The following is a 16,218-nucleotide window of genomic DNA, read 5'->3' as shown; positions in this document are numbered from 1 at the left end:
TTATTAGATATACTAAAACGGATTAGTAGTCTAATATAGAAAAGCCTATTTCAAAAACTTGTTAATCAATTGTTAACAACGATTTTTTTTATCCATGCTTGATCAATCGTGTGATAAAGCCAACTTTGTACACGGTTTCAATTTTCAATTGAGTCGAATTTTGTAATACTTTACGTATCCTAGAAATAAAGACATCCAAACTCCTACCCATAAAATAATCACACTCGCCCCATATTTTATTCAATATTTCTTCTCTTGTCAATACACGATCCAGATTTTGCAGTAGGTATTTCCAAAGCTCGAATTCACGGGTAGTCAAACGAAGCGTGGTTCCACCATTCACCCGCACTTCCATAGCGCTACAGAGTAAGGTTACATCCGCAATTTGTAACTCCTCCACTTTCTTCTCCTTTCCTCGTGCTAAAATATTATTCATACGCCATAAAAGTTCCTCCGTATCAAATGGCTTAGTGACATAATCATCTGCCCCCAATTTCAAACCCGTGATACAGCTCTCTTTTGCATTTCTTGCGGTCAGAAATAAAAATCGAAATTCTGGTTTTAATAGCTTGATACGCCTAATTAATTCAAAACCATCAAAAGATGGCAATTGAACATCAACAAGTAGTAAATCAAAATTTTGTCTTTTACTTAGCGCTAATGCTTGATCACCGTCATCGACCAAGTGCACTTCAAAACCGCTTCGTTCCAGATACCATTGTACTTCGCAGCCTAAATCTGCGTCGTCCTCTATCAGTAATATTTTACCTTCCATACTATTTAATAATTGGAATTGTAATTCTAAAAATAGTTCCAACATCTATTGTACTATCCAGATCGAGTTTCCATTTATGGACCTCAACAATTTTCTGAACAAAATATAATCCTAAGCCCAGTCCTGTCATAGACCTCAGCTGATCACCCCTTTGAAACTTATTAAATATACGCTTTTGGTCACGCTTTTCGATTCCATAACCATTGTCACGAATTTCAATTTCCAACAGCTTCGTAGATAGCTGTACAACTTGCACACGCACATTTTTTTCATTGCTTACATTATACTTTAATCCATTTTCGATCAAATTTGTGATTAATGTCGTGAACATAAAGTGGTCATAATAAGCACACAATTCGGCTATGTGATCGTCAAAAAACAAGGTAATTGTGGCTTCTTTTTTCCACTTGATCTGACTATCGAGGATGATATCATATAAATCTGTGATCAAAAAATGTCTATCAAATTGTGCTGCCTGCGGGTCGAAAGACGAAACCTCCAAGGCCTGATTGACCAATTTGTCCAGGCGCTGCACCTGCCGGTTGATGACCTCAACACTTCTAAAACCACCTGTCCATTTTTTATCTTGTAGATCTGCTTTCAGATTTTTGGCGGACACTTGTATCGTGGTAAGTGGGGTTTTGAATTCATGTGTCACATGGTTGAAAAAGTCAGCAGAAATTTCGTTCAATTTCTTTTGCCTGATCCAATTGCGCATGGTGATGAAAAATAAAAAAACAATGACAATAATACTGCTACAGGATAAAAGTAAAAATGGTGCTATAGCCAACAGGATATTTTTGACCTGATTATGCTTACTCACATAAAGTTTAAAACCTACTAAATTAGAATACGCAGAAGGTAGCGTAACCGTAATTGCGGAGACAATATTTTGGGGCCGGACAACTTCCAGATGACCATCTATTAACCCTTTGCTATCTGCTGTACTGATATCAAATAAGGAATAATAGGTATTCCCATCAAATGTGAGACTAAGTCGGTCCATATATAGCGCATAATTATATTCTGCTTGATCCAACTTTTGTTTACGCACGATATGGTCAAATTCGACATTAAAGTTCGCCCCCTTTTTGAGCGCTACCAAGACTTGATCTCCTAATTGATTTAATTTTTGTTTAAATAGTTTTTGATCTTCTTTCGCTAACTTTTGCAACCTAGGGTATTGAGGAATCAAGATGGAATCGATGATCTTTTGCCCACCACGATAGACTTTATCATTGATGATCGATTGTTCATATTCCAGCTTAATTCCCGCTTTTTCATTTTTTAAAAAATCAAGTTGTTCGATTTTATAAACACTCGATATCAATCGAAGCTGCAGAAAAATTAAGACCACAAAACTGGTAATTGCTACCGCTTGTATGATCTTAATTTTACTTATCTTCTTAGGTGTATACTTGACCATTGACATTTTTCAAACCTGTTATTTAGTCTATGTCCTGCCTATGATATTGATCGACTGTGCTTGATGTATAAAGTAATCTACTACTTACTTGGTTTACTTGCCATCTCAAATTGTAGTTCTCCACCATTTTTGATCGCCTCATAAGAAAGTTTCAATCCCAATAAAGTTTGTCCATTTAGACTTACTTTTTTCACATACACATTCTTTTCCGATTGATTTTTCACTTGTATTGAAATCGTCTTACCATTCTCTAAGTTAATCTTCGCCGATTTGACCAATGGACTGCCGATCCAATAAGCATCTTCCCCTGGTGCTACAGGATAAAATCCCAAAGCAGTAAATAGGTACCAAGCCGACATCTGTCCACAGTCATCATTGCCACCAAGTCCTGCATGACCATTATGATATTGATTGCGGATGATCTGGCGTACACGTGCCTGCGTTTTCCCAGGACTATTCGTTAAATTATACAAGTAAGCCACATGGTGTGACGGTTCATTACCATGAACATAATTACCGATGATCCCATCACGCGTTATATCTTCAGTATGCTCAAAATATTTATCCGGCAGTTCCATGGTAAATAAAGAATCCAGATAATTTTCCAATTTTTTCTTACCCCCCATCATGTCCATCATGGCTGCAGGTTGATGCGGTACGTATAAACTATAGTTCCAGGTATTTCCTTCTATAAAACCTTGCCCATGAGTTTCCAAGGCATCAAATTTTGCTCTAAATACTCCTTTAGAATCTTTAGGTCTCATAAACCCGATTGTGGAGTCATAGACATTTTTCCAGTTAGCAGCTCTTTTAATAAAGGTCTCATAAACATCATCTTTCCCTAATTTTTTGGCAAGTTGCGCAATACACCAATCATCATAAGCATACTCCAGGGTATTGGAAACTGAAGTTCCTGATAACTCATCAGGGACATAGCCCATATCGATATAAGGTCCAATTCCTTCATACTTTCGAGCGTTTGCCGTCTGCACACAAGCTGCTAGTGCTGCCTGTGCATCGCCTTTATAGACACCTTTCAAAATTGCGTCTACCACAACCGATACCGAGTGATAACCACTCATGCACCAATTATCATTGGCATAATGCGACCAGATCGGCAACATATGTAACACACTTTGATCATAGTGTGCCATCATCGAAGCGACCATATCAGCATTTCGTGTTGGGTTGATCAAATTCATCAAAGGATGAAATGCACGAAAAGTATCCCATAGCGAAAAGGAGGTATAATTGGTAAATCCCTTTGCTTGGTGCACCTCTTGATCCAAACCTTTATATTCCCCATTAACATCCATATATACCGTCGGCATCAAACTGGCATGGTACATCGCTGTATAGAAATTCACCAAATCTTCCTTATTGAGCATATCCACTTGAACTTTGTTCAATTCCTGTTCCCAAGACTGCTGTCCGGCCTGAACATAATTTTCAAAATTCCAGTGTGGCGCCTCTTGTTCCATATTGGCGAGCGCATTTTTCATACTCACCGGACTCAACGCCACTTTCATCAAGACTTCTTCTCCCTCCTTCGTATCAAAATCTAAGTGCATCTTAATTTGATGAGCTGCTAAATCTGGAAAATTATTCTTTTGATCAAATTTACGCCAAAAACCAGCATACACCTGTTTGCCATCTTCATATTTAGCACCATAATTTTTAAATGCTTTGGAGGTTTTAATCGCAAAATAAACGGTTCTCGTACGAGCCCAACCATTCGTCTGGCGATATCCCACCAATGTTGAGTCATTCAAAACCCGCACTACAGTCCATACATTTTTCCCTTCGTAGTTATAGATACCGGCTGTCAGATCCAAGATTAAATGGGAGGCATCCGATTTTGGGAATGTATATCGATGTATTCCGACACGGGTCGTGGTCGTCATCTCTGCTTTGATCTGATGTTTATCCAATAGCACTTTGTAATAGTTAGCCTCAGCAACTTCATTGCTATGCGAATAGGGTGAGCGATAACCATCTTGTGGTCGTTCTGCCGTGCCTGGATTGAGCTGAACTTTCCCCTGGGTAGGCATCACTAAGATATCTGCCAAATCCGAATGTCCAGTACCACTAAAATGAGTATGGCTAAATCCTACAATTGTAGGATCATCATATTGATATCCCGCACAATACTTATAAACATCACCGTTATATTGACCGTTTACTGAATAAGGAATAGTATCGGTATCGGGACTCAACTGTACAGAGCCAAAAGGTACGGTTGCACCTGGAAATGTATGTCCCATTCGGGCAGTACCAATTAACGGTTTTACATATTGTATTAAATGAGATGACTGCGCCTGCAATAGGCTAGGAAACAAGAACAGCCCTAAGTATAAAAGTGGTTTATTGATCATGGATTTAGGTTTTATAAAGCGGGATTTTTGCTGTAGCTATCCCACAACTCATCGATTGTTTTTCCAGTTTGTTTTTTCCAAAATCCCTCTGTGTATGTTTTATCGCGCATGGCAGCATCAAGATTTTTAACAAATCCTTTTTTGACCTTTTTTTCAATCCAGCAGAAAAAACGGGCGGTCACGCGGTAGGAATCCGAATAGTTTTGTTTTGCATTCCATTCCGGCAATTTCCAGTTTGCTCCAGCATTATCGATACCATCCACAAATCGGACATAATCGGCTATACCTTCTGTAATCCACCAAGGACCTGATCCATTCGGATATCCCTGCACAATATGCATCACTTCATGTGTCACGACATCGATATCTCCAGGATTTTTGGCAAACCATGATGGACTATAACGTACGATGCCACCTGCTGTTGCAGCGACACCTTTATAATCAGGATCAATGACAAAAGAGACTTTTTTCATCGTCTTCTTATTATAGGTCTTCGCCAATTTGGGATAATTAACAAAAAATGTATGGATCAGTTTTTCCTTTAATGCAGGGCTAAAATCTTGGTCTTTATTGATCCAGATTAAGGTATACCCTCCTTTTGTAATGCTATCCGTATCAACTGCCACCTGGCGATCATGCTCGGTATGCTGCCAATTATCTTGAGCAAGGGCTGATTGACAAGCAATCAACCCCATGACACCACTCACTATCTTAATAAAATTCATCTTTTATTATTTTTTAAAGATTGCTTTCAATTCTGTACTCATCGAATAAGGAGCAGCGTCTAATGTAGCTCCGCGATTGTAGTTTGGCTTAGAAGTCATATCAAATGATAATGTACCCCCTTTTAATAATTCTTGATGACTCAACCAATTTTTGGTATATGATTTCCCATTTACTTTTAGATCATTGACATAAAAATTCTGAGCACTAGCTTTATTCCCGATGATTTCTACTGTTTTTCCATTTTCCAATTTTAACGTTGTTTTTGCAAAAAGAGGAGCTCCCAATACATACTCATCGGTAGCAGGACAAACCGGATAAAATCCAAGCGAAGAGAAAACGTACCAAGCCGAAGTTTGACCATTATCTTCATCTCCACAATAACCATCAGGAGTAGCTTGATACATACGGTCTAAAACCTGACGAACCCAATATTGTGTTTTCCAAGGCTGCGCACTGTAATTATACAAGTAGATCATATGCTGGATAGGTTGATTACCATGTGCATACTGTCCCATATTCGCGATCTGCATTTCACGGATTTCATGGATCGTACCACCGTAATAACTATCATCAAAAGCTGGTGGCTGTGTAAATACACTATCTAACATCGTATTAAATTGTTTATTGCCCCCCATCAATTCAATCAGTCCTTCTATATCGTGGAAAACACTCCACGAGTAATGCCAGCTATTGCCTTCGGTAAACGCATCACCCCACTTCAGTGGATTGAATGGGCTCTGAAATTTTCCATCTTTATTCTTTCCTCGCATCAAGTTGGTCGAAGGATCAAATAGATGACGGTAATTTTGTGCTCTTTTAGCGTATAATTCAATATCTGCTTTCGGCTTTTTTAATGCTTTAGCTAATTGATAAATTGTAAAATCATCATAAGCATATTCAAGTGTACGTGCTGCGTTTTCATTGATTCCCACGTCATAAGGCACATAACCCAATTTGTTATAGTATTCAACTCCTTTACGGCCCACTGCAGTCATTGGTCCTTCATGATTAGCACCATGCTTCAACGCTTCATAGAGTGTATTGATATCGTATCCTCTTAATCCTTTTATGTAGGCATCAGCCACTACAGAAGCAGAGTTATTACCAACCATGATATCTGCAAAACCTGGACTGCTCCATTCTGGTAAAAAGCCGCCCTCTAGATAAGCATTTTTAAGTCCTTCTTGCATCTCCACATTGATAGATGGGTACATCAGATTTAAGAATGGATATAGCGCTCTGAAGGTATCCCAAAATCCAGTGCCACCGAATAGGTAACCCGGAAGTACTTTTCCATTATATGGGCTGTAATGGACTTTTTCTCCCGATTCATTGATTTCATATAACTTATTCGGAAAGAATAAAGTACGATACAAAGTCGAGTAGAATGTACGCATTTGGTCAATATTATCTCCTTCAACAGCCAGACGTCCCAATTTTTCATTCCAGATGGCTCTTCCATCAGCTTTTACCTGATCAAAACTACGGTTCCCCAATTCATTTAGATTAAGTAATGCTTGTTCGGCACTGATAAATGAAGAGGCAACCCGCACCTGAACAGGTTTAGTCTTATCCTTCACTTTAAAACCCAGTATAGCTCCCGTTTGATCTGCCGTAGATTTTAATTTGCCTTTGAAACGTTCCTTACCTTCCCAAGTTGAATAATTATCAAAAGGTTGATCAAATATTAAAACAAAATAATTTTTAAAATTGGTCAATTTACCACGCGAATAACGTGTAGAATAACCGATCACCATATTTTTTTCAGGAATAATCTGTACTTCAGATCCTTTATCAAAGGCATCAAGTACAACGAATGCAGAATCCGTTTTATTAAATGTGAATTTAAAATAAGCTGCACGTTCTGTTGGTGTAAGTTCTGCCGTTACATCATGATCGGCTAAGTATACCGAATAATAATAAGGCGTTGCTCTCTCCGCCTTATGTGAAAACCAGCTTGCTCGCTCCTCCTGATCAAAAGCCGCTTTACCCGTCACAGGCATTAAAGAAAATTGTCCATAATCGTTCATCCAGGGAGAAGGTTGATGCGTTTGTTTCAATCCTCTTATTTTATCAGCAGCATAGGTGTACTGCCAACCATCTCCATTTTTCCCTGTTTGTGGTGTCCACATATTCATGCCCCATGGCAGTCCAATTGCCGGGTATGTGTTTCCATTTGAAAGCGAAGGTTTTGAATCTGTTCCCATTAAAGGATTAACCAAATCAACAGGATCGATAGGTTTACCATTTAATTTTTGGGCAGATACAGTACTTGTACAAAATAAGGATAGGCTTAAACTCCATGCTATCCCCCATTTTAGGGTTTTAAAAATCATATGTGGTAAATTAAATTGACATAAATTGGGTATTTCCAACATGATTGTAGGGAAATAATTGATTTAACAAAAATAAAGATAAAACCTTTTAGCAATAAATGAAAATAAAAATTTAGCAATTATTAATTCCTATCTTCTTTATTACAAAGGAAGTATAAGACAATTAGAATTGTCATCTGAAAGTCTTTTTTGAAGATCACTAGAAAATTATTAACATATTTAACCTATCCTTGTATCAATATAATTTTTAAATAAAATGAATAAAGGAACTGTAAAGTTTTTCAATGAAACTAAAGGATTTGGTTTTATTACCCCTGAAAATGGTGGAGACGATGTATTTGTACACATTTCAGGCTTAAAAGATCAAGTTAGAGAAGGCGATAGCGTTAGCTACGAAATTGAAAACGGAAAAAAAGGCTTAAATGCCGTTAATGTAAGAATAAACTAATTACTATTATATTTTCTTGCAAAGCAGCTTCCCTCATCGGAAGCTGCTTTTTTTATGTTACAAATCATGAGCATTCATTTGCCGCCTTTATGATTAGGCTACTTCTGGAGAAGTGTATACATGATAAGGATTTAATCTTTTTGCCACTGCATAGGCCAACCAAACTGCCATTGCTAAAGGCAATACTAAGCTATAGCCATTAGGAACCATACTACAGATTAGAAAAACGGCAGTAAACCGACCGTGTATCGCTGCTGCCAATGTCGAAGCAGCACCGATCAAAGCAAAATTAAGCACGATCAAATCTAAGCCAAAAATCAGATTACAAAGGATTGCAGTAGCCATTCCTAAAAATGCTCCAGCAACGATGCTTGGTGCAAATACCCCTCCGTCTCCACCCGCACCTAAGGTCAAAGAAGCAACAAATGGTTTTAATAAAATCAATAGCAGCAAAGAAAATGGTATAACGGCTGATGCAGCAGGTTGTATAAGCAATCCGATCATTTCTTTAAGCCCATGATAGCTATCGCCATATAATGCTGGGAAAAACAAAATTAGAGTGCCGATCATGATAGCACCTATATTAACACGAAGAAAATTATTACTAATCCTTGCAAATAGTTTTTTAGAAATAAGTACCAGCTTCATAAAATAAAGTGCCAATAGAGCTGCCAATACAGCCACTAAAGCCATAAATGGCAAACCGTACCAATGCCAATCTTGAACAGAGAAGGGTAATAACGTTTCTTTTTCAAAATAATATATCCCAACATAAGCAATAACTGCAGCTATACTACTGCTTAGGAGCACTGTTTTTTTCCATCCCCTTGCAATAACTTCGATGGCAAAGAACCAGCCACCGAGGACAGACCCAAATAAAATCGCCACCCCTGCTGTTACTCCAGCACAGATTAACTCTCTCTTATATTTCATAGGCATCCATCCTTTTTCACTAAACTGATTGCCAACAGTTGCTGTAGCGACCACAGTAGAAACCTCTATCCCGGTAGACCCACCAAAGATAACTGTCAGAAAACCGTTGATATAGTGTGATGGGATTTTATAAAAAGGAAGATGATCCTGACGCGTATCCAATGAACGATAAATTTCACGAATTCCTTTGTTCTTCCTGTTCTGGAAAAAAGACTTTCTCAAAAAATAGATAATCGTGATTCCTATAGAAGGAAAGATCAGATATAAGTATATATGGAGGACCGGCACGAGCTCAAAAAGGTAATCTTGAAAATAGGTGGTCAGATGTTTAAGAGAATACGCCAATATCCCCGACAGCACAGCGACAATAATACTGCCTATCACAAGTTTAAAATAACTATAAAATTGTATCTTATCTTTCATGATTGAATTCATATTAACGGCACAAAGCTACCATAAAAAAAAACAGATATCTGGATAACTGCCCGAAAAAATAGCCTCAAAACTAAACCATTAAGATCATGATGACAATAATTTCATATTCTTTTGGAATTTTACAACTAAAAATAATGGGCCTAGAAATTTCACTACTTAAAAACGAATACACAAAACCATCATCGACTATTCGTCAATCATTGATATTATTTTTTCTCTTTCACGAGATAATTAACGACATTTGCGACTTTAGAAACTAAATCAACTTGGTAACAATAAAATTTGTAGCTTTGTAGCTACAAAACCATAAATAATGTAAACATTACGCGATTTGAATACAAATGAAAAAATAACTGTTTTAATGACTAAAAACAGCTTTTTTGATCATCTGATAGGAAGAGCGCTTTTATAAAATTATTTAAAGGCCCTCGCTTGATTAAGATCAGACATTATATGTCTTTTGGCACGATTTTTTCAACAGGAAGCAAAATTTGGGAATTGGTTTTTACTTATATCACGCTAATGAAAGTAACGATGGGATCTGATGTCTATAAGCTATTTTTCCTTGAGCCATATATCAGTAATTACCTAATATTTGAAACACGAACATGATTAATATTACGCTGATAAAGAAAAAACTACGGAAAGATAACCCGCGCTGGGTGATACTTTTGATCGATTTAGTGATCGTATTTGGATGTTATGCTATTTCCAACTTTATCTTCAATAGCATCCATGAACAATATTCTACAGCCATGATGCTTAAAAAGAGTGTGTTCATTCTAGTGGTTTATAGTCTAGCATTTACGATGATGCGCACCTATAAAGGCATTATCCGACAAACAGGGATTCAAGATGCTACAAAAATCTTCAAAACGGTATGGCTTGCCTTTATGTTATTGGCCATCCCAACCATAGCTATTCGCTATTATATACCTAAAGGTACGATAGCTGGTGATTTTTTACGTCTGTCGTATATCATTCTATTTATGCACAGTTTTTTTACGATGGTGATGTTGGTTGCTGCTCGTGTAACCTATAGAAGCATTTATGAAATGTTATTTCTACCCAATCGTAAAAACCGCAATGTACTGATCTTTGGAGCTTCAAGACCTGGTTTAGTCGCTTATTCTCTATTACGTGACGACCGCCGCGTGAAAAATCACATCGTCGCTTTTGTTGAAGATAAAGTTTCACGAGTTGGTAACCGCATAGCAGGGCTTCGCATTCTATATTTAGAAAAAATAGATCACGCTTTTATTGAACAATATAAGATTTCCGAAGTCATTATTGCCGTCGAAAACAATGATCCCGAGCGTTTAGTCCAAGTTACCGACCACTTTCAACAATTGAATGTCGAACTGAAAATAATGCCAAACTCTCGTGTTATGTTGAATTCGGGCGCGAAGCGTGAAATTCGAGCATTAAAGATTGAGGATTTATTAGGAAGAAAAGCCATTAAAATTGAAAATCCAGGTATTGATGCAGAATTGGATAATAAGGTTATTTTAATCACCGGTGCAGCCGGCTCAATTGGAGGGGAATTGTCGCGTCAGATTTCACAACGCAATTACCGTCACTTAATTTTATTGGATCAAGCCGAATCACCGCTGTACGATTTACAACAATCGCTAAAAGCGTCACATCCTGACCGTGTCAAGTGTATTGTAGGAGATGTGCGCGACAAGGTATTTATGGAACGGATCTTTAAACGCTACCGTCCACAGATGATCTTCCATGCAGCAGCATATAAACACGTTCCTTTGATGGAGCAAAATCCATATGAAGCAATTTGGACCAATTTGGTGGGCAGCAAAAACATGGCTGATCTTGCGGTAGCCTATGGTATCCATAAATTTGTCATGGTCTCTACAGATAAAGCAGTAAACCCGACTAATGTCATGGGAGCTACCAAACGTGCTGCAGAAATTTATGTCAATAGTTGCAGCTCTCTTGGAAAAACTAATTTTATCGTAACCCGATTTGGTAATGTCCTCGGATCTAATGGCTCCGTAATCCCATTGTTTGAAAAACAAATGGAACATGGTGGACCATTGACGCTTACACATGAAGATATCACACGTTACTTTATGACGATTCCAGAAGCTTGTTTATTGGTTCAAGAAGCAGGTGTAATGGGAAAGGGAGGCGAAATATTTGTTTTTGACATGGGCAAATCAGTCAAAATTATAGATCTTGCCAAGCGCATGATCAAATTAAAAGGATACCGCTATCCTGAAGATATCGATATTAAGATTGTTGGATTAAGACCTGGGGAAAAGATATTTGAGGAATTACTTGCCAATGATGAAAATACGCAAAAAACTCATCATCCAAAGATCATGATAGCACAGGTCAATCGCGAAGATATTGCTGAAAAATGCCATCTGATCCACAAGCTCAGTGAAGACATCACTACGATTGGTAAAGGAGAAATAAATGATATGAAATTGGTACAGCAACTTAAAAAAATAGTTCCCGAATTCAAATCTCAAAATTCGATATTTGAAGATCTTGATGAGGAAATTCAAGAAAAAATCATTGCTGAAGTTTAATCATATTCTGCAGCTTAATCCCTAAAAAAATAAAAATAGCCCTTAACAAAATTACATGGGCTATTTTTTACCATTAAAAATCCCCCAATATTCGATAGAAAATTTAAGAATATTACCATAGCTGTGCAACTATGTAAATTGACAGATGTAGACAAAACAGTTTGGTATCATACTATTAATTCTGTAATTATTTCAAATATTCTTTCGTAATTTGCCTAAGTAATCTGAATGGATTACTTAGGCATTTACCAGCATCAAGGATAGGAAGAAAAAGCTTACGCATTAGATTGATCTATACATTATAGATAAAAAAATCAAGAATTAAAAATATGCTTTAAGCAATAAGATTAAGCATGAAAGAAAAAAAAATATATATAGCAGGACACCGTGGTATGGTAGGTTCAGCTATAAAACGAAAATTAGAAGACTTAGGTTATCATAATTTTATTTTCCGCAGTTCCAGCGAATTAGATTTACGAGATCAATTACAGGTAAAGGAGTTTTTTAAACAAGAAAAACCTGCAATTGTTATTGATGCTGCTGCAAAGGTCGGAGGTATACTGGCCAATAATAATTATCCATATCAATTTTTAATGGACAATATGCAGATTCAGAATAACCTCATTCACGAATCACTAGAAAACAAAGTAGAAAAATTTATTTTTTTAGGATCTTCTTGTATATATCCCAAATTTGCAGATCAGCCTTTAAAAGAATCTAGTCTATTGACTGACAGCTTAGAACCAACCAATGAATGGTACGCATTAGCTAAGATTACTGGTGTAAAAGCTTGTCAAGCTATCCGTAACCAGTTTGGAAAAGATTACGTCAGCCTAATGCCTACCAATTTATATGGTACTCATGACAATTTCGATTTAACTAGTTCTCATGTATTACCAGCGATGATACGTAAATTTCATGAGGCAAAAATTCAAGGGAATACTTATGTAACTTTATGGGGATCTGGTAATCCTATGCGTGAATTTTTATTCGTAGATGATTTAGCAAAAGCTGTAGTCTTTGCTTTAGAGAACCAATTACCTGATTACCTATACAATGTTGGTACAGGCATAGATTTGAGCATTAAAGAATTAGCACATCTTATTCAATCAATAGTTGGGTACCAAGGAAATATTATTTGGGATAGTAGTAAACCAGACGGGACACCTCGTAAGCTAATGGATGTCAGCAAAATGCATGCATTGGGTTGGAAACATCAGATCGAACTGAAAGAAGGTATTGAGATCACATATCAGTGGTTTCTCAAAAATCAAAACAACTATAAAGAAGTAAAATTATAAGTATTAGATACTACATAAATTAAGCATAAAATGAAAATTGCATTAATCACTGGTGTCACAGGACAAGATGGCTCTTATTTAGCAGAATTACTATTAGAAAAGGGGTATATGGTACATGGCATCAAACGCAGAGCCTCCTCTTTCAATACCCAACGTATTGACCATATTTATATGGATCAACATGAAAGCCATGTAAACTTTAAGTTGCACTATGGCGATTTAACTGATTCAACCAATATAATTCGCATTATCCAAGAAGTACAGCCGGATGAAATTTATAATTTAGGGGCGATGTCACACGTAAAGGTATCTTTTGATTCACCCGAGTACGTTGCTAATGTCGATGGAATTGGTACATTACGTATCTTAGAAGCAGTTCGTATTCTAGGACTAGAAAAAAAGACACGTATTTATCAAGCTTCCACATCTGAACTGTACGGTCTAGTACAGGAAGTACCTCAAAAAGAAACCACACCTTTTTATCCAAGATCTCCTTATGGGGTTGCTAAAATATATGGGTTCTGGATCACTAAAAATTACCGTGAAGCTTACCACATGTATGCGTGTAATGGTATTTTATTCAACCATGAATCTCCACGCCGAGGAGAAACTTTTGTTACTCGAAAAATTACGATGGCCACTGCAGCTATTGCTCTGGGTAAACAAGAATGCTTATATCTAGGCAATCTTAATGCTCAACGTGATTGGGGCCACGCAAAAGATTATGTTGAAGCAATGTGGCTTATGTTACAACAAGATGTCGCCGAAGATTTTGTTATAGCAACAGGAGTTACTACTTATGTTCGAGAGTTTGTCAGAATGGCTTTTGCCGAAGTGGGTATTGAATTAGCTTTTGAAGGAAATGAGGCTACAGAAGTTGCCAAAATTAAAGCCTGTCATCATCCAGAATATCAATTGGAAATTGGAAAGATAGTTGTAAAAGTAGATCCACAATATTATAGACCTACTGAAGTTGATCTTTTGGTAGGTGATCCAACAAAGTCAAATACACAATTGGGATGGAAACCTAAATACGACCTTGCACAACTGATAAATGAAATGATGCGATCCGATATTGCCTTAGCGAAAAAAAATAGTTAGCGCTAGATTCATTAATTTTTACAATTAAAAACAAAATATCCCGAGGTCAACTCGAGATATTTTGTCAATATCTACCACTTTGGATTTTGCACCAATTTTGGATTTTTGGCAATTTCCGATGTGGGTAGTGGCCATAGATAATCTCGCTCCACATCAAACTTACGTAACGATGCGGGTTGTAGGACAATATAGTTCTGATCATTGACAACCGTTTTGTCCGACCATTTGTCACCCGTAGCTGTCAGATATTCTGTAAATAAATAACTCCCCAATAATGTTTTTGGCAATTCTACTTCTGCTGTTTTCCAACGGATGAGATCCCAATATCCATGTCCTTCAAAAGCCAGCTCTACTTTCCGTTCACGACGAATTTCCTCGCGCATACTGAGCCCATTACTGTTGACAAAAGCATTACTCAATTTTGACATGGCGACATATTGAGGTGCAGCACCAGTCCCCACATTCACTTGAGGCAATCGCCCTCTCAATGCATTGATCGTTTGATCCAATACAGCATCACTTATCTGCTCATCCAATTCATAAATAGCTTCTGCATAATTTAGCAATACCTCAGCATAACGAATCACGGGACGGTCGATGTAAGAAGCCTGCAGTGTCCAAAAATCTTTTTTGGCATATTTTCGAATACCATATCCACTCCTCTGATAACTCGGATTTGGGATCGTATAGTTACTACTGGAGATAAATTCATCCCCTCTCTTAAAGATACTAAAACTCATCCGCGGATCTTTCTTATTGAAATACTGTGCATGAGTCATGGACTTGTCCGGTTTCTGATATAAAGGTGATTTTTGAATAGGCAATCCATCAGCCATCAGGTAATTGTCTACAAAATTTTGAGTGGGCACCACAGAGTTACCCTCATAATAGCGTTGTACCGGAGTAGATATAATACTATTCTCGCGATTGACTCCATAAAGTTTGACCATAATATTTTCCTTATTCGCACGACCTTCTCCCGCTTCTTGGAATAAATTATAGTACGCATTGTTGTTGGTCTCCCCCTGGCTTCCTGTTGTCGACATACTAAACAGGGCATGTGCTCCGGAATTGATCACCGCTTCAGCAGCCTCTTTAGCTATAGTCAGATGTTTCTTTGAATCGCCATATTGATGAAACTTCTCGCGCGTTCCTTCAAATAATGCAATCCTTGACTTAAAAGCCAAAGCCGCAGTTTTAGAAATACGACCATACTCTTTTGCCGTATTCAATTCATCTGCCGATCGCAATACGGATATGGCATAGTCAACATCGTCTAAAATAAACTGCAACAGTTCTTCCCTAGAGGCGCGCTCTTTAAAAACATCGGGATCATCAACAGCCATTGTTTTGGTGATCAAAGGTACGCCTCCAAAACGTTTGAACATCTCAAAGTAATACCAGGCTCTAAAAAACCGTGCTTCACCGACATACCAGTTAATCTGTGTCTGATCACCTCCCTTTTTTATCACCTCTTCGGACTTTTCAATCAACTTATTTGCCTGAAAAATCCCATAATAACTATAATCGTTACTGGTTGCAGGAGCAACACGAGAACCATCACTAATCGTATTGGATGAGGTATTGGGATATGCATCTGTCGACCAATTATCGACCGTTACATCCGCAGTGGTTAAGCCCGGTACTGTCGAGTAAAAATAATTAGCGGCCAATCGCACATCTGCCACAGTGTTCCAAAAATTGGCATCACTCATAGCAGTTTCAGGCACTTCATTGATATCGCAAGAAGTAAGTGAACCTAACGATACAGAAGCTACTAATAGATATAAAATTCTTTTTTTCATGA

11 protein-coding genes are annotated in these 16,218 nt (G+C 37.5%); 4 read left to right on the top strand and 7 right to left on the bottom strand.

Annotated features, from left to right (window positions below):
- Nucleotides 1-88: 88 nt before the first annotated feature.
- The 5 genes from MUB18_RS07005 to MUB18_RS06985 form a co-directional block, all read right to left on the bottom strand.
- Nucleotides 89-775, bottom strand: a complete 687-nt coding sequence (locus MUB18_RS07005; RefSeq protein ID WP_248755453.1) for a response regulator transcription factor — start codon at nucleotides 773-775, stop codon at nucleotides 89-91.
- A 1-nt stretch (nucleotide 776) separates the two neighbouring features.
- On the bottom strand, nucleotides 777-2,201 hold the full coding sequence (locus MUB18_RS07000; RefSeq protein ID WP_248755452.1) for a sensor histidine kinase: 1,425 nt from the start codon (nucleotides 2,199-2,201) through the stop codon (nucleotides 777-779).
- Nucleotides 2,202-2,281: 80 nt separating this feature from the next.
- Nucleotides 2,282-4,576, bottom strand: coding sequence for a GH92 family glycosyl hydrolase (locus tag MUB18_RS06995; protein WP_248755451.1), 2,295 nt, complete (start codon nucleotides 4,574-4,576; stop codon nucleotides 2,282-2,284).
- 11 nt (nucleotides 4,577-4,587) lie between these two features.
- Nucleotides 4,588-5,301 (bottom strand): basic secretory family protein, encoded by a 714-nt coding sequence (locus MUB18_RS06990; RefSeq protein ID WP_248755450.1) that lies wholly within the window; start codon nucleotides 5,299-5,301, stop codon nucleotides 4,588-4,590.
- A 6-nt stretch (nucleotides 5,302-5,307) separates the two neighbouring features.
- On the bottom strand, nucleotides 5,308-7,638 hold the full coding sequence (locus MUB18_RS06985; protein ID WP_248755449.1) for a GH92 family glycosyl hydrolase: 2,331 nt from the start codon (nucleotides 7,636-7,638) through the stop codon (nucleotides 5,308-5,310).
- Between the two features lie 256 nt (nucleotides 7,639-7,894).
- Here MUB18_RS06985 and MUB18_RS06980 point away from each other — a divergent pair, with 256 nt between their 5' ends.
- Entirely contained in the window at nucleotides 7,895-8,086 is a 192-nt protein-coding gene (locus tag MUB18_RS06980; RefSeq protein ID WP_021190047.1) for a cold-shock protein, read from the top strand.
- 93 nt (nucleotides 8,087-8,179) lie between these two features.
- Here the strand turns inward: MUB18_RS06980 and MUB18_RS06975 are convergent, their stop codons facing one another.
- Complete coding sequence (locus MUB18_RS06975) at nucleotides 8,180-9,442, bottom strand: chloride channel protein (RefSeq protein WP_248755448.1); 1,263 nt, start codon at nucleotides 9,440-9,442, stop codon at nucleotides 8,180-8,182.
- Between the two features lie 620 nt (nucleotides 9,443-10,062).
- Between MUB18_RS06975 and MUB18_RS06970 the strand changes: the two genes are divergently transcribed.
- From MUB18_RS06970 to gmd, 3 genes are all read left to right on the top strand, one after another.
- Entirely contained in the window at nucleotides 10,063-12,009 is a 1,947-nt protein-coding gene (locus tag MUB18_RS06970) for a polysaccharide biosynthesis protein (RefSeq protein WP_248755447.1), read from the top strand.
- A 353-nt stretch (nucleotides 12,010-12,362) separates the two neighbouring features.
- A complete protein-coding gene (locus MUB18_RS06965) occupies nucleotides 12,363-13,310 on the top strand; it encodes a GDP-L-fucose synthase family protein (RefSeq protein WP_248755446.1) in 948 nt (315 codons plus the stop codon).
- Nucleotides 13,311-13,340: 30 nt separating this feature from the next.
- Nucleotides 13,341-14,411, top strand: a complete 1,071-nt coding sequence (gene gmd, locus MUB18_RS06960) for a GDP-mannose 4,6-dehydratase (protein ID WP_248755445.1) — start codon at nucleotides 13,341-13,343, stop codon at nucleotides 14,409-14,411.
- A gap of 71 nt (nucleotides 14,412-14,482) precedes the next feature.
- Here the strand turns inward: gmd and MUB18_RS06955 are convergent, their stop codons facing one another.
- Complete coding sequence (locus MUB18_RS06955; protein WP_248755444.1) at nucleotides 14,483-16,216, bottom strand: RagB/SusD family nutrient uptake outer membrane protein; 1,734 nt, start codon at nucleotides 16,214-16,216, stop codon at nucleotides 14,483-14,485.
- Nucleotides 16,217-16,218 lie beyond the last annotated feature (2 nt).

Source organism: Sphingobacterium sp. PCS056 (assembly GCF_023273895.1).
In the GTDB taxonomy this organism is placed as follows: domain Bacteria; phylum Bacteroidota; class Bacteroidia; order Sphingobacteriales; family Sphingobacteriaceae; genus Sphingobacterium.
This window is presented reverse-complemented; position numbering and strand designations above follow the sequence as displayed.

Excerpts from the sequence above, each read along its gene's own strand:
- MUB18_RS07005 (WP_248755453.1), bottom strand. The coding sequence starts at position 775 with ATGGAAGGTAAAATATTACTGATAGAGGACGACGCAGATTTAGGCTGC.
- MUB18_RS06980 (WP_021190047.1), top strand. The coding sequence starts at position 7,895 with ATGAATAAAGGAACTGTAAAGTTTTTCAATGAAACTAAAGGATTTGGT.
- MUB18_RS06975 (WP_248755448.1), bottom strand. The coding sequence starts at position 9,442 with ATGAAAGATAAGATACAATTTTATAGTTATTTTAAACTTGTGATAGGC.
- gmd (WP_248755445.1), top strand. The coding sequence starts at position 13,341 with ATGAAAATTGCATTAATCACTGGTGTCACAGGACAAGATGGCTCTTAT.
- MUB18_RS06965 (WP_248755446.1), top strand. The coding sequence starts at position 12,363 with ATGAAAGAAAAAAAAATATATATAGCAGGACACCGTGGTATGGTAGGT.
- MUB18_RS06995 (WP_248755451.1), bottom strand. The coding sequence starts at position 4,576 with ATGATCAATAAACCACTTTTATACTTAGGGCTGTTCTTGTTTCCTAGC.
- MUB18_RS06985 (WP_248755449.1), bottom strand. The coding sequence starts at position 7,638 with ATGATTTTTAAAACCCTAAAATGGGGGATAGCATGGAGTTTAAGCCTA.
- MUB18_RS06955 (WP_248755444.1), bottom strand. The coding sequence starts at position 16,216 with ATGAAAAAAAGAATTTTATATCTATTAGTAGCTTCTGTATCGTTAGGT.
- MUB18_RS06990 (WP_248755450.1), bottom strand. The coding sequence starts at position 5,301 with ATGAATTTTATTAAGATAGTGAGTGGTGTCATGGGGTTGATTGCTTGT.
- MUB18_RS07000 (WP_248755452.1), bottom strand. The coding sequence starts at position 2,201 with ATGGTCAAGTATACACCTAAGAAGATAAGTAAAATTAAGATCATACAA.
- MUB18_RS06970 (WP_248755447.1), top strand. The coding sequence starts at position 10,063 with ATGATTAATATTACGCTGATAAAGAAAAAACTACGGAAAGATAACCCG.